Consider the following 18,028-nt stretch of genomic DNA (forward strand, 5'->3'; position numbering starts at 1 on the left):
CTTGCCCCCTGCAACCTGCACCCTGCAACCTGCCCCCCCCTACTTCAAAACCTCCCAAAGATCTTCCCAGCCTTTCCGGTTCCGGACGATTACGTCGAGGTATTCCCGCCAGACGGATTCATCCTGCCCCCGGTCTTTGATGATGGCGCCGGTCAGGCTGGCGGCGAGGTGATCGGGTGTCAGGTCGCCGTTGCCGAAGTGATGGCTCAGGGCGCGGGACTGGTTAACGACGGATATGGCCTCTGCCGTAGAGAGGGTAGAGGAAGGAGATTTGAGTTGGGTGCGGCCGTCTTCCGTTCGACCATTGCGTAGCTCGCGGAAAATGGTGACGAGGCGGGTGATTTCGGCGGCGACGTCTTTCTTTATGGGCGGAAGCTCCATGCCGGCTGCCGCAGCGGAGCTGCGGTCGGTGACGATGCGGACTTCTTCTTCGAGCGTAGCCGGCAGCGGCATTACCACGGTGTTGAAGCGGCGGCGCAGGGCGCTGGAGAGTTCATTGACGCCCTTGTCCCGGTCATTCGCCGTAGCGATGATGTTGAAACCGCGAACGGCCTGTACTTCTTTATTAAGCTCCGGGATGGGGAGAATTTTTTCGGAGAGGATGGTGATCAGCGCATCCTGCACATCGCTGGGGATGCGGGTGAGTTCTTCGAGGCGGACGAGCTTGCCCGCCTGCATACCACTCATGACGGGGCTGGGGACCATGGCAGCTTCGCTGGGCCCTTCGGCCAGCAGCCGGGCGTAGTTCCAGCCGTAGCGGAGGGCGTCTTCGCTCATCCCGGCCGTCCCCTGTACGAGAAGTTTGGAATCGCCGCTGATGGCGGCGGCCAGGTGTTCACTTACCCAGGTTTTGGCCGTTCCCGGAACGCCGACGAGCAGCAAGGCCCGGTCCGTTACCAGACTCGCTACTGCCACCTCGATGATGCGGCGATCACCAAAGTATTTAGTCGTGATCTCCGTTCCGTCCGCCAGCGTTTCTCCCAGCAGGTAATCCACTACGGCGCGCGGGCTCAGGTTCCAACCGGTCGGCTTCACACCGGTATCCTGCTTCGCCAGGGCGGCGAGCTCTTTTTTGTAGGCCACTTCGGCGTGGGGGCGAAGGATTTGGGGAGTTGGGGTCTTTTTGGCCACGGAGAGGAGTATTGTAGTAATGTAGAGGGTAGTAATGTAGTGTTCTAATGACGTAAATCTAATGTAGCAGGGACAGGCAAGGCCTTTCTCTCGCCTCCAAAATGCGGCAGCACTACATTACTACCAAACTACACTACTACATTACTGCCTTATTCCTCCTCACTCAAGTCCGCAAACAGATCATTATCCTTCATAAAGTGATACCACTTCAGCAGGCGCTTGATGTCACTGGAATGAACCTGTTCTTTGTCGTAGTTGGGTAATACGTCTTCGATGTACTCGAAGAGGACATCTTTGCTGGCGTTGGTGGCGGGCGCGGGATTGTCTTCTGCCTGCTCGTTCATCCGGTCGAAGAGCTTCTTTAGCGGTTCGGCGTCGCCATCGTTGGTGTACATGGCCATGCTCTCCAGCGGGGCAAACTGATGCTTACGCTGGGGGGCGAAGCGGCGCTTGCCATCGGCGAGGCTCTCTACGATCAGACCGCCCTTGCGTTCGGTCACTACTTTGTATAAACCGGACAGACCGGTGACGGCGATGATTTCGCTTAGTTTCATGTGTTGGTTATTTCGGGCAAAGGTACAATCTTGCTTCAGAGGGAAGAACTGGTTCAGCGGACTTTAGCTTTTACGTGAATTGTTGTTAACTAGAGTTCCGCGAAACCAGCCTCAATAAGCCACCAATTCCTCCATCGCCCCCACCAGCCGCCCTTCCGGCATATAATCCGCTTCCAGCGCGGCGGCGAAGGGGACGGGGGTGTCCAGCGCGGCCAGTCTGCGCACGGGCGCGTCGAGGTCTTCAAAGCAGTATTCCCCGACCCAGGCGGCGAGCTCGCCGCCGAAGCCGCCCGTCAGGCTGGCTTCGTGGAGGATGAGTGCGCGGTTGGTCTTTTTAACGGTGGCGGAGATGGCATCGTAATCGAGCGGAGCGAGGCTCCGCAGGTCGAGAATCTCTGCGTCGATGCCGGTGGCTTCCACGGCCTTCAAGGCCCAGTGCACGCCCATGCCGTAGGTGATGATGCTTAGCGCGGAGCCGGGTCGGGTGACGGCCGCTTTGCCGATCTCCGTGTGGTAATTACCGGCGGGTACTTCCCCGCTCAGGGAACGGTAGAGCGCTTTATGCTCGAAGTAGAGCACGGGGTTGGGGTCGGCCAGGGCGGCGAGTAATAGCCCCTTGGCGTCGGCCGGGCTGCTGGGGTAGACGATCTTAAGCCCCGGTACGGAGGTAAACCAGGCTTCCATCGTCTGGCTGTGGTAAGGGCCGGCGCCTACGCCGCCGCCGACGGGCAGGCGGACGGTCACGTCAGCGCTCTGTTGCCAGCGGTAGTGGAGTTTGGCCAGGTTGTTCACGATTTGGTTGAAGCCGCAGGTGACGAAGTCGCCGAACTGCATCTCCACCATCGCTTTACCACCAGCAATGCTCAGCCCCTGCCCGATACCGATGATGGCACTTTCGCAAAGAGGGGTGTTGCGGACGCGGTCAGCGCCAAACTCATCCATAAAGCCGTCGGTGATCTTGAACACGCCGCCGTAGTCGGCAATATCCTGACCCATCAGCACCAGGTCGGGGTGGGCGCGCATTCCTTCGCGGAGACCGTCGGAGATGGCGTCGATCATACGCTTGACGGTTGCGGGTTGCGGGTTGCGGGTTGCGGGGGTTGCGGGCGCGGCCGCGGGTGCAGTGGACGTTGAAGGAGCATAGATGTCTCCCAACTCCCGGGCTACGTCTCCTTCAGTATCCGGCATGGCTGCAGCGGCTTTGAGGCCGGCGTCGATCTCGGCTTTGATTTTTTTCGTCAGCGCTTTTTCTTTCGCCCCGGTCAGCAGCCCCTTCTCTTTCAGGTGGGTGGCGAAGTTGCTGAGGGGATCGCGGGCCGTCCAGGCTTCGATCTGGTCTTTAGGGACGTACTTGACGCCGCTGGCTTCCTCGTGCCCCCGCACCCGGAAGGTGCGGCATTCCAGCAGTACCGGCTCCGGGTTCGTCCGCATCTCTTCGGCGAGTTGCCTGACGGTTTCGTAGACCTCCAGCACGTTGTTTCCATCGATGACCAGGGAGCGCATGCCATATCCCACACCCCGGTCGGCCAGATTCTCACAGGCGTATTGCTCGCTGACGGGGGTAGACAATCCCCAGCCGTTATTCTCCACTACGAAGAGAACGGGCAGCTTCCAGACGGCAGCCGTGTTGAGCGCCTCGTGGAATTCTCCCTGACTGGTGCCGCCATCGCCGGTGAAGGCCAGGCTCACCTTTGGCTCCTTCATCAGCTTGTGGCGGAGGGCCACCCCGGCGGCCAGGCTCATCTGTGGCCCCAGGTGAGAGATCATGCCCACAATCTTATGCTCCTGACTGCCGAAGTGAAAACTCCGGTCGCGCCCCTGGGTGAAACCACCGGGCTTGCCCTGCCACTGAGCGAAAAGACGCTCCAGGGGGACGTTTCGGGTCGTGAATACACCCAGGTTGCGGTGCATCGTGAACATATACTCGTCGTCATTCAGCGCGGCTGCACAGCCCACCGAAATAGCCTCCTGCCCGATGCCGGAAAACCATTTACTGATGATGCCCTGGCGAAGTTGCTTGAGCATCTTCTCTTCGATGAGGCGCGGGCGGAGCAGATCTTCGTAGAGTTTGACTTGCGTCGCTTCGTCGGTGGTGAAACTGCCGTAAGTGAGTGGTGGGAGGGTGGCGGTCATTTGATCAACTTGGTTAGGAACTGTAAAGGTAAGAAGTTGTACTGTTCACTGGTGTGGACCTTGTCATGAACAAACCTATGGCAGTTGATCGTCGATTCCCGGATGAGGGGCTCCGCCCCGAAAAATGTATGCGCAGCAAACTTAAATGCTCGGCTGAAGCCTCGTGTTTTCGGGGCGGAGCCCCTCAACCAGGGTTTTCCTCGTTTGGCGATGCAGCAGAAACCATTGATTGCTGGAATTGCGTTCGTTGACCAAAATGCGGCGTGCCTTGGCCCCGGCAGGGGAATAGCCTAACCACAATGGTAAGGAGGTTAGCAATGACGTGGTGTTTTGGTAGTGCCAGTACGATCGTATAACTTCAGCAAAAATTACGAGCTCGATGAAGGAAGGAGGGGATGTCAAGGAAGAAAAACTACTGATTGAAGCAGGTGATGGGGTAGAAATTCCGCTCTGGCTTTACCTGCCCGATCAGCCTAAGTCGGTGATTCAATTTAACCCTGGGACAGCTGCGAAAATGCGCTTCTATCAGCCCTTTCTCCGTTTTTTAGCGCAGCGGGGTTTTGCAGTAGGGCAATTGGGGTATCGGGGATCTGCGGAAGGGCCAGCTACGAACTTAAAGGATTGCGGATTTGGCTATGCGGACTACGGGCTATTGGATATTCCGGCCGGGAGAGCTTACCTGCAGCAGAAGTTCCCGGGTTTACCCTTTCTCTTTGTAGGGCACAGTGGCGGCGGGCAGCAACTGCCTTTTTGCGAAAACCTGAAGGACGTGGCGGGCGCTCATTTTTTTGGGGTGTCTACGGGCTATGCCCCTGGAATGCCGCTGCATTACAGGTTGCAGTCGCATTTTTTCTTTTACCTCTTTGGGCCGCTGTCCATCGCCCTGAAAGGTTACGTTGCCGCTAAGCGCTTTGGTATCATGGAGGATTTACCACCAAAGGCTTTTAACGACTGGAAAGACTGGTGCACTTCTCCGGATTATTTTTTCGACCCTCGTTTTTATGGTACAACCGTACCAGAGGTCGATTTTGGGCGAATTGATTTTCCCATCCACCACTGCCACGCCAGTGACGAGACGATCAGTACCTCTGAGAACGTGCGAACCTTCTGGCGGCATTGGAGCAGTAAGGCCGGAATCACGCAGCAATTACTCCGACCTGCCGATTACTCCGTCAAGGAGATTGTTCACTTCGGTTACTTCCGCCGAAAGATGAAGGATACGCTTTGGGTGGAAGTGGCGGAACGGCTGGAAAGCTGGGTGGAAAACAAAAAAGGCAGAGCGTGAGACGAAAATCGCCCCAGCTCCGCCTTGCTTCCTTTAACCGAAACAGTGCACCTGCGCACCGTCGCCCGGCTACTGCTTCTCCATCTTAGCCATCACCTCCATGAGCATATTGACGCCCAGGGCATCCATGGGGTTAGCGCCCTGTTTGCCGTTGCCGCCACCGATGACGATCTGCGGCATATTGACTTTGGCTAATTCGGCGGCGATGCCGATCCGGGTTTCCTTCTCGAACTCCGCCCGCTCGCGGGGAGAGAGGCCGGCCTGGACCTTCAGCCGGGCGACTTCGGCGTCAGCACGGCCCTGCGCCAGGGCCTTGTCAGCCTGGTAGCGAGCCTGCAGCGCCTGCTCCTTGCTAACGGCCGTTTCGGCCTGGGCGCGAATCTCCGCCTCAATCTTGGCGGCTTCCTCCGTAGCGCGGACTTCGGCGACCTTCTGACGGCCCCGCATCTCGGCCGTGAGGGCTTCCTGCTGGGCGGTAACGAGCTCCTGCTTAGCGATCGCCTCGCGGGTACTCTGCTCCACCTTTGCCTTGAGCTTTTCGTTGACGACACTTTCGTAGTCCACCAGCGTGATGGCCACAAAGTTCGGAACGATATCATACTGCTGCACGTCGCTTTTGGCGAGCACGAAGCTGCCGTCGGCATTGGTCCGGGGCGTATTCTCGTAGCTGCGAATCTTCTCGCCGGAGGCGGAGTCAACGCGCATCTGCTCATGCTGATCAATGATGTACTGCCCGTTACGGAGCTGAAACTTGAAAGCTTCGGCGAGCTCCGATTTTCCACCGGAGTAGTGCCGCTCACTGTCCATCAACTGAAAGGAGTAGTTGGCGCATTCCTTGGAGTAATCGGCCAGGCTGGCGGCCAGCCGGCTCTGCTCACGGTAGTCCTTATGGATGGCGAGCATCCGCTCGCCGTTATTGGGCAGCTTCCACTTCACGGAGTAGCCCACCTGGTTGGCGTAAGTACCATCCGCAAACTGACACTGAATGGGCTCAGAGAAGTAGGAAATGTCCGCCTTGCGCTTCTCCGGCCGCTCTACCTGAACGGTAACCACGTCGGCATATTCCGTGGTTTTACTGAAGAAGCCCGCCCAATACATGCCGGGCTCAAAGCGAACAAATTCTGTGCCCGTAATGCCCTGAACCACCGTACGGTAGCCCTGGTCATTGACGGAAAAAGGGTTGAATAATAAAGCGGATAACAGTAGTACGATTACCGCAATAATGAGGAAGATGTGACGACTTGAGAGTTTCATGGTGTATTTGTTTTGCTCCTAAATTAGGCGAGCAAAACAGGCCAGTCAATAGCCCCCCGATGAGTCTGTTTGCAGACTCGACGGAGTGGGATGGAAGTTGGATTAAGGGAGGTTTTTATGGGCAGGCTTTAGCCCTAAAGGAGAGGCGTTTGTTCTTTTAACCTTCCGTTGCACCTGCGGGGAGTGCCCTTCCCAGGGCCAGCGGATCCACCGGCTTGTCGTCTTTGAGTACCTCATAGTGCAGGTGAGGGGCAGTGGACATTCCGGTGGAGCCAACGGCAGCGATCTTTTCGCCAAGGATGACGTGGTCTCCCCGCTCGACAATGTGCTCGCTCAGGTGAGCAAATACGGTGATGTAGCCATCTTCATGAAGTATGCGGACCGTGATGCCGTATTTCCCATCGCTGCCGGCAAAAATGACTTTGCCATCAGCGGTAGCGAGCACGGGAGTGCCGGATTTTGCCTTGAGGTCGATGCCCCGGTGAAACTTTCGAACCTTAAAAATGGGGTGTGTCCGCATCCCATACCCACAGGAGAGGATGTCTTCCATTTCAACACCGGCGATGGGGCTGGCGCTAGGAGGCTCGAATTTTTCCGGCAGGGTTAAAGAATAGAGCATTTCTTCGTTATGATGGGAAGTACAGGTAGTGACCTCCGCAACGGGAGAGGGGGAGAAGCCTGGCGACATAAAGACAATACCCGCTAATAGCGCAGCAGCGGTGGTGAAACGGAAAATCATAGGTTTGATTTTTGTGGTGAAACGGATGTTTTTCTGGATGCCCCGCAGATGACGAATGGGCCAGCTTTTCAGGGTAGTGTGGACGGCAGTGGGGAAGTCAGCTCCTTCCTCCATCCGCGCTTCGATGGCGCAGCAGAGGTGGTCGAGCAATTCAGCAGAGAGAGACTCCGAAAGCCCGGCGGACGCCAGGTGCGCCTGCACGGTGGCCACTTGTTCTTCGTTCAGTATAATCATCGTTATTCGGGTTGAAGGTCAAGGAGAGTACGCATAGTGAGCACGAAGCGGCGGAACTCCTCTCTGCGGTCGGTTGCCGCGGCGCGGCCGGCTTCCGTGATCCGGTAGTAGCGGCGGGAGCGGCCGTTGACGGTTTCTGTTTCGGTAACGAGGAGACCATCTTTGACGAGCTTGTGCAGCAGGGGGTAGAGAGAGCCTTCGCTGAGTTGGTAATTACCCTGGCTACGCTCATTCACGAGCTTACTCATCTGGTAGCCGTAGAGGCGGCCCTCGCGGTCCAGCAGGCGCAAAATGACGGTTCTGAGGGTGCCTTTGATCAGTTCTTTTGAATACATAGAACAATGATACATCTAAATTAGATGCATTGTATTGCCGAAGAGCTACTTTAACGTTTTTTGGGCGCCGGTGCGCAGGTGCAAAGAACTGTTTTCGGGAAGCAGCGGATTTTTTTCCGACGATTTAAAGGAAAAGCCATTTTGGCGCGTCTACTTAACTGAATGTATGAAATAGAAAAGACAGCATGGGAAGAAGCCTATGAGGCGCATGCCGGCGAGCTGGAGGCTTTTGCCCGCAGCAGGGTAGGGGATCTGGCAGCAGAAGATCTGCTGCAGGAGTTGTGGTCAGCTTTTGCTACGGCACTGGAGGTGGAGGAAATTCTTCAGCCAAGAGCCTGGCTCTACCGGGTGCTCCGCAACCGGATAACGGATGAATACCGCACGGCCGCCCGTCGCCCCGCCTTTGTGGACCTCGACGAGGAATTTGACGTGGAAGAAGAGAGTGACGGTTTTCCCGATCCGGACGATACCTGGGAGAGCATCGAAGAAGCCTTCGACTTGTTGCCGCCCGATCAGCGGGAGGTTTTCGTTCGCAACGAGCTGGACGGAGAGACCCTCCGCGAGATTGCCGAAGACCTGGGCCTGCCTCTCAAAACAATCATCTCCCGCAAGGGCTACGCCCGCCGGCGGTTGCAGGACCTGCTGCGGGAAGTGTATGATGATTATTTCGGGGAGGAATAAAGTAATTCCCGAAAGTCATCGTCTACCCTTATGTAAACCAAATAGAACGAACAAAAATAAAATCTGACATGCGTCATCATAAACATCGCGGCGAAGGCCGCCACCATCGCGGCCCGGGCCGTCGTCATCGCGGACACGGACGTCCGCCACACGGGCCCCGCCGCCCGAAGCATAATGTTCCCGTTAATATCCTGGAAACAGAGACTGGCTTTGAAGCGAGAGTTTTCTGTATTGGCTTCACGAAAGAGAATGTGAAAATCAATATCGTTGATGATATGCTTTATATCAGCGGTACCCGTACTCCCGTTGACGAATACCCTGACTTTCTGTTACAGGAATATCCCATCAAGTCTTTTGAGCGCTGGTTTCAGCTGAGCGAAAAAGTGGATCAGCAGGCCGTAACGGCAGCTTTCGAAGATGGTGTGCTCGTCATCACTGCGCCTAAGGTTGCGGGGGCGGTTCGCCCGGAACGGGAAATTACCATTGAGTAGTTAGTCGCTGCGAATACAATGTAATAAATATAATAACGGAAGCCTCTCCTTTACGGGAGAGGCTTTTTTTATAAAAAAGGCGTTAGTACTTCCTAAAGGCCGATATTTGATTCATGAGACAAATGTTATTACTTAGTACGCTTACTGCACTGACGTTGCTCTTTGCTTGTAAACAGGAGGCTGCGCAGGCTTCCCCTGCTACTGCAACCTCTGCTGCACCTGCGCCTGCGCCCACGTCTGCCGTGTTGGCATCGGGGTCAAAGACAGTGGTGGCAGGAAAGGCTACCGAAAAAAAAGTTGACTTTAACGGCGATGGAAAGACAGACCGCTACGAAGTGATTACGACGGACCGGGACAACGACGGCCTGGGCTTTGTGCGCGAATTGCACTTCTACACAGAAGGTGAGGATACACCCTGGTATGTCTCTGAAAAGGCTGTTCTTTCCACCGAACATGGCGGGATGATGGGCGATCCGCTGGAAGGAATAAGCCATACCGAAAAGGGCGTTGTCCGGATCGATCACTTCGGGGGGAGTCGCGATAAGTGGAAGTACACCCATACCTACCGCTGGCAGGAAGGGGACTTTAAGTTGATCGGAGCGACGATTATCACTGATACACCCTGTGAAAAAACGGGTGAGCTGGACTACAACCTGTCCACTGGAAAGGCCAACTACACCCTGGAAACGGTAGATTGTACTAACAGCACAACAAAGCCTGAGAAGGCGGTAAAAAAGCTTGCCTTTATTCGGATGACCTCTCCTCCGTCGATGAAAACCTATGAGATAGGAACAACAAAAGTGCAGGTTCCGCAAATGGATGTTTCCGTTTACTACTAAGCTATTACCCGTGAGTTCTTCTTTAACGACCCGCCCCGCCACCCGTGCTGATCTTCCGGTTTTGCTGGAGTTTGAGCAGGGGATTGTGGCCTGGGAGCGCCCCTTCAATCCAACGCTGAAACCAGACCCGATCAGCTACTATGATATCGGCGAGCTAATCGATCTGGATACTGCCGAAGTAGTAGTAGCCCTGGACGGTGAGCGGATCATTGGCTCGGGCTACGTCAAGATCCGTCAGGCAAGCGACTACGTGCAACCCTCCGAGTATGCTTTTCTGGGCTTCATGTTTGTCGATCCCGGTTACCGTGGTCAGGGGGTGAACCGCCTGGTGATGGATGCTCTGCTCGACTGGGCTAAGAAACGCGGCCTCTCAGAGGTGAGGTTGCAGGTGTATAGCGAAAACGCCTCGGCGATCCGCGCTTACGAAAAGAAAGGTTTCTCACCCTTGCTGCTGGAAATGCGGCGAACTATCTGATCTTTTAGTCATGGCGAAACTTCACGTAGACGAAATTTTTGATGGCATCACGGAGTTGCCCGCGGGCAATTTCGAAGGTTGCGCTTTCACGAATTGTAGCTTTACCGGAGCTGATTTTTCCGGTGTTTCTTTTGAGGATTGTCGTTTTTCAGACTGCGATCTGAGTAACGTTCGACTGGCAGAAACGGCCATGAAGCCGGTCTGGCTGGCGAACTGTAAACTGATCGGACTCCATTTTGATGATTGTGGCGGTTTTCTCTTCGCTATCCACTGTACCGGCTGCCAGTTGGAATTGTCGACTTTCCGGGAGCGTGACTTACGCCGATCCACCTTTTTGAACAGCCAGCTTATCGAAGTTGACTTTACGGGGGCCGATTTACAGGAAGTAGCTTTTGAGAATTGTGATCTCAACCGGAGCACCTTTGAACGAACGGATTTGCGTAAAGCTGACTTTAGTACTGCCCGTAACTACCAGCTTTCTCCCGAAGACAATCGCCTTCGGGGGGCAAAGTTTTCGTCTGACGGGCTGGCGGGGCTGTTGACAGACTATGGAATAGTAGTGGAAGGATAAAGCAAGGCTTTTTGCCTGCGTTCACACTACCACTACTATTCTGCTAAGAACCCGTTTAAACTAGTATTACCTAAGCAGCATCACATCTCCGGCCAGTACGTTTGACCCCGGTCCGCGGTCGTCCTCATAGCTGATGGTTGCCCGGGCAATGTAGACTCCGAAGGGGGCATCTCTTCCGGCAATCTTGCCGTCCCAGCGCTCGAAGGGGTCTTCGGTAACAAAGACCTGCTCTCCCCATCGGCTGAAGATCTCGAGGCGATAACTGAGGATGGAGAGCTCTTCGTCAAAGAGGGGTGCGAAGCCGTCGTTTACACCGTCTCCGTCAGGGGAGAAGGCCGTTGGCAGGTAGGCCTGAAAATCTTTACATTCCTCCAGTTCTATGTTGACGGTGTCCCTTACGGTGCAGCCATCGGCTTCCAGAAGGGCAATGAAGGTGCCTTTATTACGGACCCGGAATTCATTTTCGGTGGAGCCATCGGGCCAGAAAATGTTTCCGCTTCCTTCGGCTACCTGCAGGACGTAGGGGCGGTCATTGCAAATGGTGGTATCCGGGCCAAGGTCCAGGGCGGGAAGCGGGTCGAAGGTAAGCATGGCAGAATCACGACCGGTGCAACCGAAAGTATTCGTTACTTCCACGAAGGGGAAAGCGTCGGCCGTAAATTCTTTTCTGGCAAGGCTGTCTCCGTCATTCCAGCGGATGCTTCCGCCCAGATCAGGAGCAACGAGGGTGATGGTTTCTCCTTCGCAGGCAGCCTGGTCTCCGCCAAGGGAGAAATCAGGCAGGTCTGCTACGGTAAGCAGAAGAGTATCAGAAGCGAGGCAACCATCAAGGGCTGCATTGACGAAGTATACCCCACTGCGTTGAGCAGTAAAGTCAGGTTGATTGCTTCCATCCTGCCAGACGAAGTCTACTCCGTTTAAGGCAGCGGCGGGTTCGATGAGAAGCGAATCTCCGGCGCAAATTGCCGTGTCAGCCGGCAGGCTTACGCTGAAGGTGTTCTCATCGATGATGAGTATTGAATCCTGAATAGTGCAACTGGACTGAAAGGTGACCTCTACGGAGTAAACGCCCGGAGCCGTAACGGTCAGGGTTGAGTCCACGGAGCCATCTTGCCAGCGGTACGATTCGTCGGCGCTGAAATTATTGGCGTCTAATACGAGGCTGGCTTCCTGGCATAGGCCACGGTCTTCCCCCAGAAAGCCAACGTCGACAAAGCGCTGGGCGGTTTCAAAGAACCAGCCGTCATTGGAGTTGGCAATATTAGTGCTTAACATGCCGGCAAGAAATTCTGCACCACCGCGGGCGTTGATGTCCCGCATTTGAACGGAGTTCGCCAATACTTCAGCATTAGGAGGCATACTGACGATGGCGGCCGTTCCGGTCTCCGTTGAGTTGAGCGAAATAGGGGTGCAATTGTTACCCAGTATTCTCCAGTATTCGTTGATTCGTTGTTGAATACCTGAAGCCAGACGATAGGATTTTCCGGGGGCACAGAACAGGCTGTCCGTTGTAATGGCTAAGAGAATATTCCCGCTTCCGTTGAAGGATATGCCGGAGGCATCTATTCCCTGGTCGTTTGTATTGCTGCTGAGAATCTGACCGAGGCCTGCTTCGTCAGAAAAAAGAAGGTTATTCAGCTCAAGGGGTAGGTGAGCGGTCAGGCTTGCCAGCGGAGCAGTAAATTCAATCAATGACGTTCCGGGCTCAATGGTGAGGAGGGAGTTAGCTTCTGCCTGAAAGCTTGTTTTCCGCCCGTTTAATTCACCCGTTATCAGCAGGTGGGTATCACCCAGAGAGAGCGTTTTGTTGCTGTTGCTATTATCTGCCAGATAAAAATCACATTCGACTTCCGGGGCCAGAATACGCAGTACACCGGTTTGGTGTCTGAGGCTTCCTGCCTGCAAACGATCTTCAATCAGATATTCTCCACTGCCCTGAAAACTGGCATTGGCAAATCTGATTCCGGAACTAAGAATAGAATGAACTCCGGAACCGGTAAAGAGCGTGCTGGCAGCATTGTAATCTACGGTGGTAACATCGTTTGTCAGGCTTCCATTAATGGTAATGGTGCCGAGGTCGAAGTTCAGCGTGGAAGCCAGACTTGCCGCCCAACGCAGGTTACGACAATAGGCGGGCTGGGAGTTGTTGTCCGTTACCTGACCATTAGCGGGGAAACCACTATTACCATCAAAGGACACATCATCGATGATGGTTGGAACACATTCTCCACCGGCTCCGCCGCTGGTCAATGACCAGTGTGTAGTATCATACCAGTCGCCGGATCCGCCAACCCAGAAGAGCTGTCGGCCTGCCGGATTGTCAAAGTTCCAGCCGCTGTTATCTCTTTCGTCAACGGAGTTGGTCAGTAGTACGGGCGCGCCATTATTCACTTCAATGCCACGTAGATGGAGCCGGTCAAACTGCTGGTCAGGCGGGAAATTGACTCGCGCGGTATTGTCTGGAGTAGAGTTGATGATGTTAATCAATCCACGGTTGCAGTTCCCTTCGGCAATCAATTCATTAAAGGTTTGTGTCCGGTCAGTTTGGAGCGTAAAGGTATATCCCGGTAGAAAGCGGCAATAGTCAAAATAATTATTGCCTCTAAGGTCTCCATTGCCCGCGAAGCTTAAACTGTCCACGGTAGCCGATACAGTTTGAACCGTTGAGTTGTTGTAAAACTGCCCCCGGTCAGTGTTGAAAAAGAGCTTGCTGAAATTAAGGAGGTGCCTGCCAGTCAGGTTAACCCTTCCAACAGTAACTCCTTCAAATAAAATGGTGGAGTTGTCTGCCTCCAGGGTCAGGTCTGTGCTCAATAACTGGACTAAAGCCAGGTTCCGCAGGCCCGGCCGGCCGGTCAAGTATACATTGGAGCCAGCGATGGAAAGAGCCCGGGAAGCAGGGAAAGTAGACAGCAGTTGGTTGACATTGAGCGCGAAGCCGTCTGTTCGCAGGGATCCTCCATTCAGATTTAGCTTTTGTGATACGTAGAGGCTATCCGCTAACTGCCAACTCCCGACATTTTCAAAAGTAACGTTTCGGTTGAATCCGATTCCTGCTGACTGAATGGTATTCCCTGTTTCTACAGATGAAAAAATATAGTCTCCGGCGAAGGTGTGCTGCAGGTTTGGAGAAAAGATCAGGGAGCCTCCCAGTGTGATCGAAAGCTGGCTGGCTCCGGCAAGGAAGGGTTGGCCAACGGGGGCCAGCCAGCTCATGTCATGGCAGCTGGCACTTCTGCCAATAATGGAAACTGTATCTGCCGCACCCATAAAGGAATTAGCGTCAAAAACGACATCGTCCACGGCTGCCGGGATACACCCGCTGGCGGGGCCTCCGGAGCTGAAAGACCAGTTCTGTGGGTCATGCCATTGCCCGCTGCCTCCGATCCAAAACAAAGTCTCTGCAAGCTTAGCATTAATAGACCAGCCGTCATTACTACCCTGGTCAATGGCATCATTGGCCGTGAAACTACCAGTGCCAATGGCGTGAACAGACTGAATGGCGACAAACTCTGCCCCAATATTGTTGCTGGATTGGAAAACCGCTGGCGTAGCCAGGTTGCTGGCCCGCAGACTGATACGATTTACACAATCACCCACGGCCTGAAGATTGTTGATGGTAAAGGTGTCCCGGCTTCCGAATATGTAGTTGTTACCCGGTGCAAGGCGAAGTTGGGCAATGGCCATTTCTCCTGCAAAACGACACTGGCGGTTAGCCTCAATCAGGGCAAAACCAACGCTTGGTGCAACTTGATTTCCGGCCTGTATCGTAATCGCAGAGTTGCCCGTTAATCCGTTCAGGAACAGTTCCCCAAATTGCAGCGCCCCATCCCCCGTAAGTACCACATTGGTTACTGAGGGCCCTTCCAACTGAAAAACAGCATTCGCTGCTCTGAAGTCAAAATTGTTAGCGTTAAGGTTAAGGACCGTTGCATTATTACTGTTCGCATTTGTGCTGGGCTGAATGATAATTGTACTGCTGCCCAGATCCAGCAAGCGAAGAGACCCCGATGAACTCAGGAAATGGCTACAGCGAATCTCCTGATCATTACTGCTGAAATTGCCCTGACTAAAGGTGATCGCTTTATTAGTTGCTACTGTGGACGCTAACGACCAACTACCCAAACCAGAAAACTCAAGAGAGGCGTCAATGGTGTGGCCGGCAAAATCTATCTGGTTGTCCGTCAGTGCTCCCGTAAAACGAATGTTACCATTGAAGTCGAAAATCATGTCCGGGCTAAGAATCATAGATCCAAAGACACTTAGCCTTACTCCATCACCTCCGACGAAAGTTGGGGTGTTGTTAACGGCCTGCCAGTTCATGGAGCGGCAAAAAAGAAAGTCTGTATTCAGGGTGATGATCTGATTCGCTGCCGTAAAAGAGTTGCCATCAAAATAGACGTCATCCTCAGCGGTAGGCGCTTGTGAATGTGTTATCGATCCACCGGAAGAAGTCGCCCAATGGCTAATTTCTGACCAATCTCCACTTCCGCCTACCCAGAAGTAATCCGCTCCGAAAAGAGCGGTGCTAAAGAGGCCGGTAAATAAAAAAAGAAGGATAACTGTAGAACTAATACGTCGTTGTGCCATAAATGTAAATCTGGCCCGGTAGCTTGTATACGACCACTCCGCCTCCGGATATTCGGAGTCGGGCTTAAAGCAGTATTAAGATACCAGGGTCGGTTTTTCCAGAAGGGTGTGTAGATAGAGAACGCGCAAATTTCGTCCGATATGCAACGGGAAAGCAGTACTGCTTCATTGGGTTATGAAGCGATGCTGTTTTGTTGGGAAAGGGAGGTTTTCGTTGACGAAATGGTTTGCGTAAAAACTACGGTAAATATAGGGCTCCATTCACAGAGTCTCGCTTAGCCCCCGTTGCAGAAGAAAGAGAATTCGTTTGTCCTTTGGTTCGCAATAAAGCACATAAAGCCATAAGGGCGGCTTCTTTAAAGTCTCCGGTTGTTCGATCTGCGACCAGGAAATTAAATCGTGGATTCTCTTCTTTTTGAGTTGCCCGGAGTTGGTCGACCAGGAAAGTATTTCTGGCCCCACCACCGCTTATCAGCACTTGTTTGGTGGTGGAAGCAGTCGTTTTGGCAGAACAGTCAGTATCTGCTCTTTCCAGGTCTTTGGCTATTTTTTCGGCGAGCCATAAGGTAAAGGAATGGAGGGCGTCAGCAGCCGGCAGCCCCATCTCATCAATGAGTGGCCAAAGGCTTTCCCGTACCCAGGCATTACCGAGTGATTTAGGATAGGGAAGATCGTGAAAGGGCAGCGCGTCCAGTTTTTGCGCAAGCGCAGGTGCAAGGGAGCCCCCGGCGGCCAGCTTCCCCTCATCATCGTAGGCCAGCCCCGCCCGGGCTGCTAACCGATCCAGTACCTGGCAGCAGCCGCTGATGTCTCCCGCCAGATATTCTCCCTGGGGAGTCTTGAGGCTTAGATTAGCAATTCCGCCGAGATTCAAAAAAGCATCATACTGCGGAAAGAGGTACTTGTCCGCTACGGGAGCCAGGGGCGCGCCCTGGCCTTCGGCGGCCAGGTCTCCGCTGCGAAACTCCGTAACGGTCTTCAGGCCAAGTATTTGAGCAATAAAAGCACCATCTCCGATCTGAGTAGTGAACCCCCGGGCGGGATCGTGGAAAATGGTATGACCATGACTACCTGCTAACTCGGGTTCCAGCGCTGGGTACTTAGCGAGAAAGGCCGCTGCCCGGCGGCCGGTCCAACGACCGTAATCAGCATGCAGCCGCCACAGCTCCCGACCAGGAAGAGCAGGCGCGGAGCGCAACCGAGCCTTCCAGGTTGGCGGATAAGGATCAGTCTCCGCCGCCAAAATTTCCCATTCTGCAACCGCAAAAGGACCCCCTTCTGCCAACCGGAACCGGCAAATGGCAAAGTCCAGTCCATCAAGAGAACTACCCGACATAATGCCGAGAACCAGGTGATCCTGTTGGCCCAACGAAGTTAGTCTTTCTTCAGGTCCATGGTATACTCGGCCATGGCTTTGATCTCGTCGTCATTAAGAATTTCACCAAAGGCAGTCATAATGCCATTTTCGCTGCCATTCTTAATAATGTTGATCCGGTAGTCAAGGTCTTTGGTGCTCTCCTGAAGATTAGCGGCCCCATTTGTGCCCATGTCTCCGTAAAGGCCATGACAAGCAATACAGCGGACTTTCCAGATTTTTTTCGCGTTAATCTCTTTTGCCACCGGCTTATCGGGCGTAGTTGAAGATTCTGCAGGAATGTCTTCTCCGCCACCACAAGCGAGTGCGATGAGAGCCAGAACAAATAGGATGGTGAACTTTTGCATGTTTATGGTTTTTTGGTACCGGACTCATTCTCATGATTTTCCCTGGTTGAGGAAACGAAGATGAGCCCATAGCGGTAAATATACTATAGTCAATAGTTATGTCTGTGTATAAAGGTCTTCTATCTGAAGCATGTTCTACGGTGGCCAGTAATCTGGAATTTGTCTTTATATGTGAGGCCGCCGGAAGAAGTACAAGAGGAGCCTGAATGCAGGCTTAGTTTCTTATTGCCAGGTGCTTAGCAAAAGAAAAAAGCACCAACTTCTTTCTCTCTTAGTAAAAAGTCTTATCTTTGCGGGCCGTAAGCGCAAAGCCGCTCAAAGAATAAAGATATGCAGTCCGTACAAGTTAGCGGTGAAGTCCGCGAAAACCTGGGTAAGAAGCACAGCAAGGCTACCCGCCGTGAAGGTTCCGTTCCAGCCGTTCTCTATGGCGCTGGTGACCCCGTTCACTTTACCATTAAGCCACTTTCTGTTCGCAGCCTGATTTACTCTCCGGAGTTTAAGCTGGCGGAACTGTCAATAGGTGGAAAGACCTATAAGGCTATCGTTAAAGATTACCAGTTTCACCCGGTAACGGATGATCTGCGTCACATTGACTTTTTGGCTCTTAAAGAAGACCACCCCGTCAAAGTACAGGTACCCGTTACCTTCGAAGGTACCAGCCCTGGCGTTCGCAGTGGCGGTAAGCTGCAGGTAGCGGTTCGTCGGGTGAAAATCAAGACGACTCCAGCTAACCTCGTAGACAAACTCGTTCTTGACATCAGCAAACTCGAACTTGGCAGTGCCATCCGTGTTCGTGACATCAAGGAAATCGAAGGTGTTGAAATCATGAACCCTCCCGGTCAGCCGATCGCTTCCGTTGAAGTACCGCGTGCTCTTCGTTCTGCAGCTACTGCTGAAGCGAAAGCCGCTGAAGCAGGAGGTGCCGCTGAAGGCGAAGAAGGAGCTGCTGAATAATATTCAGTTATCTGTTTTTTCGCGCTAGCTATCACTC

General features: G+C 53.8%; 16 protein-coding genes. 7 read left to right on the forward strand and 9 right to left on the reverse strand.

Annotated features, from left to right (window positions below; all coding sequences use genetic code 11):
- Nucleotides 1–39: 39 nt before the first annotated feature.
- From BM123_RS02695 to BM123_RS02705, 3 genes are all read right to left on the reverse strand, one after another.
- On the reverse strand, nucleotides 40–1,131 hold the full coding sequence (locus tag BM123_RS02695; protein WP_090165275.1) for an ATP-binding protein: 1,092 nt from the start codon (nucleotides 1,129–1,131) through the stop codon (nucleotides 40–42).
- A 149-nt stretch (nucleotides 1,132–1,280) separates the two neighbouring features.
- Nucleotides 1,281–1,685, reverse strand: a complete 405-nt coding sequence (locus BM123_RS02700) for a DUF5606 family protein (RefSeq protein ID WP_090165276.1) — start codon at nucleotides 1,683–1,685, stop codon at nucleotides 1,281–1,283.
- Nucleotides 1,686–1,796: 111 nt separating this feature from the next.
- On the reverse strand, nucleotides 1,797–3,818 hold the full coding sequence (locus BM123_RS02705) for an alpha-ketoacid dehydrogenase subunit alpha/beta (protein ID WP_090165277.1): 2,022 nt from the start codon (nucleotides 3,816–3,818) through the stop codon (nucleotides 1,797–1,799).
- A gap of 379 nt (nucleotides 3,819–4,197) precedes the next feature.
- On the opposite strand from BM123_RS02705, the gene BM123_RS02715 reads away from it, so the two are divergent.
- Entirely contained in the window at nucleotides 4,198–5,103 is a 906-nt protein-coding gene (locus BM123_RS02715; RefSeq protein WP_090165279.1) for an alpha/beta hydrolase family protein, read from the forward strand.
- Between the two features lie 69 nt (nucleotides 5,104–5,172).
- Here BM123_RS02715 and BM123_RS02720 read toward each other — a convergent pair whose 3' ends face one another.
- The 3 genes from BM123_RS02720 to BM123_RS02730 form a co-directional block, all read right to left on the reverse strand.
- Nucleotides 5,173–6,357: a flotillin family protein gene (locus tag BM123_RS02720; protein ID WP_090165280.1), complete on the reverse strand. Its 1,185-nt coding sequence runs from the start codon at nucleotides 6,355–6,357 to the stop codon at nucleotides 5,173–5,175.
- A 157-nt stretch (nucleotides 6,358–6,514) separates the two neighbouring features.
- Nucleotides 6,515–7,330 carry a M23 family metallopeptidase gene (locus tag BM123_RS02725; protein WP_090165281.1) on the reverse strand — a complete coding sequence of 272 codons (816 nt, stop codon included), beginning with the start codon at nucleotides 7,328–7,330 and terminating at the stop codon, nucleotides 6,515–6,517.
- A gap of 2 nt (nucleotides 7,331–7,332) precedes the next feature.
- Nucleotides 7,333–7,665, reverse strand: a complete 333-nt coding sequence (locus tag BM123_RS02730) for a PadR family transcriptional regulator (protein WP_090165282.1) — start codon at nucleotides 7,663–7,665, stop codon at nucleotides 7,333–7,335.
- A 162-nt stretch (nucleotides 7,666–7,827) separates the two neighbouring features.
- On the opposite strand from BM123_RS02730, the gene BM123_RS02735 reads away from it, so the two are divergent.
- From BM123_RS02735 to BM123_RS02755, 5 genes are all read left to right on the forward strand, one after another.
- The gene (locus BM123_RS02735; RefSeq protein WP_090165283.1) at nucleotides 7,828–8,346 is read left to right on the forward strand and encodes an RNA polymerase sigma factor; all 519 of its coding nucleotides are present in this window, start codon (nucleotides 7,828–7,830) and stop codon (nucleotides 8,344–8,346) included.
- A 68-nt stretch (nucleotides 8,347–8,414) separates the two neighbouring features.
- Nucleotides 8,415–8,837 (forward strand): Hsp20/alpha crystallin family protein, encoded by a 423-nt coding sequence (locus tag BM123_RS02740; RefSeq protein ID WP_090165284.1) that lies wholly within the window; start codon nucleotides 8,415–8,417, stop codon nucleotides 8,835–8,837.
- A 122-nt stretch (nucleotides 8,838–8,959) separates the two neighbouring features.
- Nucleotides 8,960–9,676 carry a hypothetical protein gene (locus tag BM123_RS02745; RefSeq protein ID WP_139211733.1) on the forward strand — a complete coding sequence of 239 codons (717 nt, stop codon included), beginning with the start codon at nucleotides 8,960–8,962 and terminating at the stop codon, nucleotides 9,674–9,676.
- Between the two features lie 10 nt (nucleotides 9,677–9,686).
- Nucleotides 9,687–10,151 carry a GNAT family N-acetyltransferase gene (locus BM123_RS02750; RefSeq protein ID WP_245748398.1) on the forward strand — a complete coding sequence of 155 codons (465 nt, stop codon included), beginning with the start codon at nucleotides 9,687–9,689 and terminating at the stop codon, nucleotides 10,149–10,151.
- Nucleotides 10,152–10,161: 10 nt separating this feature from the next.
- Entirely contained in the window at nucleotides 10,162–10,722 is a 561-nt protein-coding gene (locus tag BM123_RS02755) for a pentapeptide repeat-containing protein (RefSeq protein WP_090165287.1), read from the forward strand.
- A 66-nt stretch (nucleotides 10,723–10,788) separates the two neighbouring features.
- Here the strand turns inward: BM123_RS02755 and BM123_RS02760 are convergent, their stop codons facing one another.
- The 3 genes from BM123_RS02760 to BM123_RS02770 all read right to left on the reverse strand — a co-directional run bounded on the left by BM123_RS02760 (nucleotide 10,789) and on the right by BM123_RS02770 (nucleotide 17,034).
- Nucleotides 10,789–15,312: a T9SS type B sorting domain-containing protein gene (locus BM123_RS02760; protein WP_090165288.1), complete on the reverse strand. Its 4,524-nt coding sequence runs from the start codon at nucleotides 15,310–15,312 to the stop codon at nucleotides 10,789–10,791.
- Nucleotides 15,313–15,550: 238 nt separating this feature from the next.
- Nucleotides 15,551–16,681, reverse strand: a complete 1,131-nt coding sequence (locus BM123_RS02765) for an anhydro-N-acetylmuramic acid kinase (protein ID WP_090165289.1) — start codon at nucleotides 16,679–16,681, stop codon at nucleotides 15,551–15,553.
- 5 nt (nucleotides 16,682–16,686) lie between these two features.
- Nucleotides 16,687–17,034, reverse strand: coding sequence for a c-type cytochrome (locus BM123_RS02770; protein ID WP_090165290.1), 348 nt, complete (start codon nucleotides 17,032–17,034; stop codon nucleotides 16,687–16,689).
- Between the two features lie 330 nt (nucleotides 17,035–17,364).
- On the opposite strand from BM123_RS02770, the gene BM123_RS02775 reads away from it, so the two are divergent.
- Nucleotides 17,365–17,991: a 50S ribosomal protein L25 gene (locus BM123_RS02775; protein ID WP_090165291.1), complete on the forward strand. Its 627-nt coding sequence runs from the start codon at nucleotides 17,365–17,367 to the stop codon at nucleotides 17,989–17,991.
- Nucleotides 17,992–18,028: the final 37 nt, after the last annotated feature.

Source organism: Neolewinella agarilytica, assembly GCF_900110645.1.
In the GTDB taxonomy this organism is placed as follows: Bacteria; Bacteroidota; Bacteroidia; order Chitinophagales; family Saprospiraceae; genus Neolewinella; species Neolewinella agarilytica.

Coding starts and splice junctions, on each gene's coding strand:
- BM123_RS02700 (WP_090165276.1), bottom strand. CDS start 1,685: ATGAAACTAAGCGAAATCATCGCCGTCACCGGTCTGTCCGGTTTATAC.
- BM123_RS02705 (WP_090165277.1), bottom strand. CDS start 3,818: ATGACCGCCACCCTCCCACCACTCACTTACGGCAGTTTCACCACCGAC.
- BM123_RS02715 (WP_090165279.1), top strand. CDS start 4,198: ATGAAGGAAGGAGGGGATGTCAAGGAAGAAAAACTACTGATTGAAGCA.
- BM123_RS02720 (WP_090165280.1), bottom strand. CDS start 6,357: ATGAAACTCTCAAGTCGTCACATCTTCCTCATTATTGCGGTAATCGTA.
- BM123_RS02725 (WP_090165281.1), bottom strand. CDS start 7,330: ATGATTATACTGAACGAAGAACAAGTGGCCACCGTGCAGGCGCACCTG.
- BM123_RS02730 (WP_090165282.1), bottom strand. CDS start 7,665: ATGTATTCAAAAGAACTGATCAAAGGCACCCTCAGAACCGTCATTTTG.
- BM123_RS02735 (WP_090165283.1), top strand. CDS start 7,828: ATGTATGAAATAGAAAAGACAGCATGGGAAGAAGCCTATGAGGCGCAT.
- BM123_RS02740 (WP_090165284.1), top strand. CDS start 8,415: ATGCGTCATCATAAACATCGCGGCGAAGGCCGCCACCATCGCGGCCCG.
- BM123_RS02745 (WP_139211733.1), top strand. CDS start 8,960: ATGTTATTACTTAGTACGCTTACTGCACTGACGTTGCTCTTTGCTTGT.
- BM123_RS02755 (WP_090165287.1), top strand. CDS start 10,162: ATGGCGAAACTTCACGTAGACGAAATTTTTGATGGCATCACGGAGTTG.
- BM123_RS02760 (WP_090165288.1), bottom strand. CDS start 15,312: ATGGCACAACGACGTATTAGTTCTACAGTTATCCTTCTTTTTTTATTT.
- BM123_RS02770 (WP_090165290.1), bottom strand. CDS start 17,034: ATGCAAAAGTTCACCATCCTATTTGTTCTGGCTCTCATCGCACTCGCT.
- BM123_RS02775 (WP_090165291.1), top strand. CDS start 17,365: ATGCAGTCCGTACAAGTTAGCGGTGAAGTCCGCGAAAACCTGGGTAAG.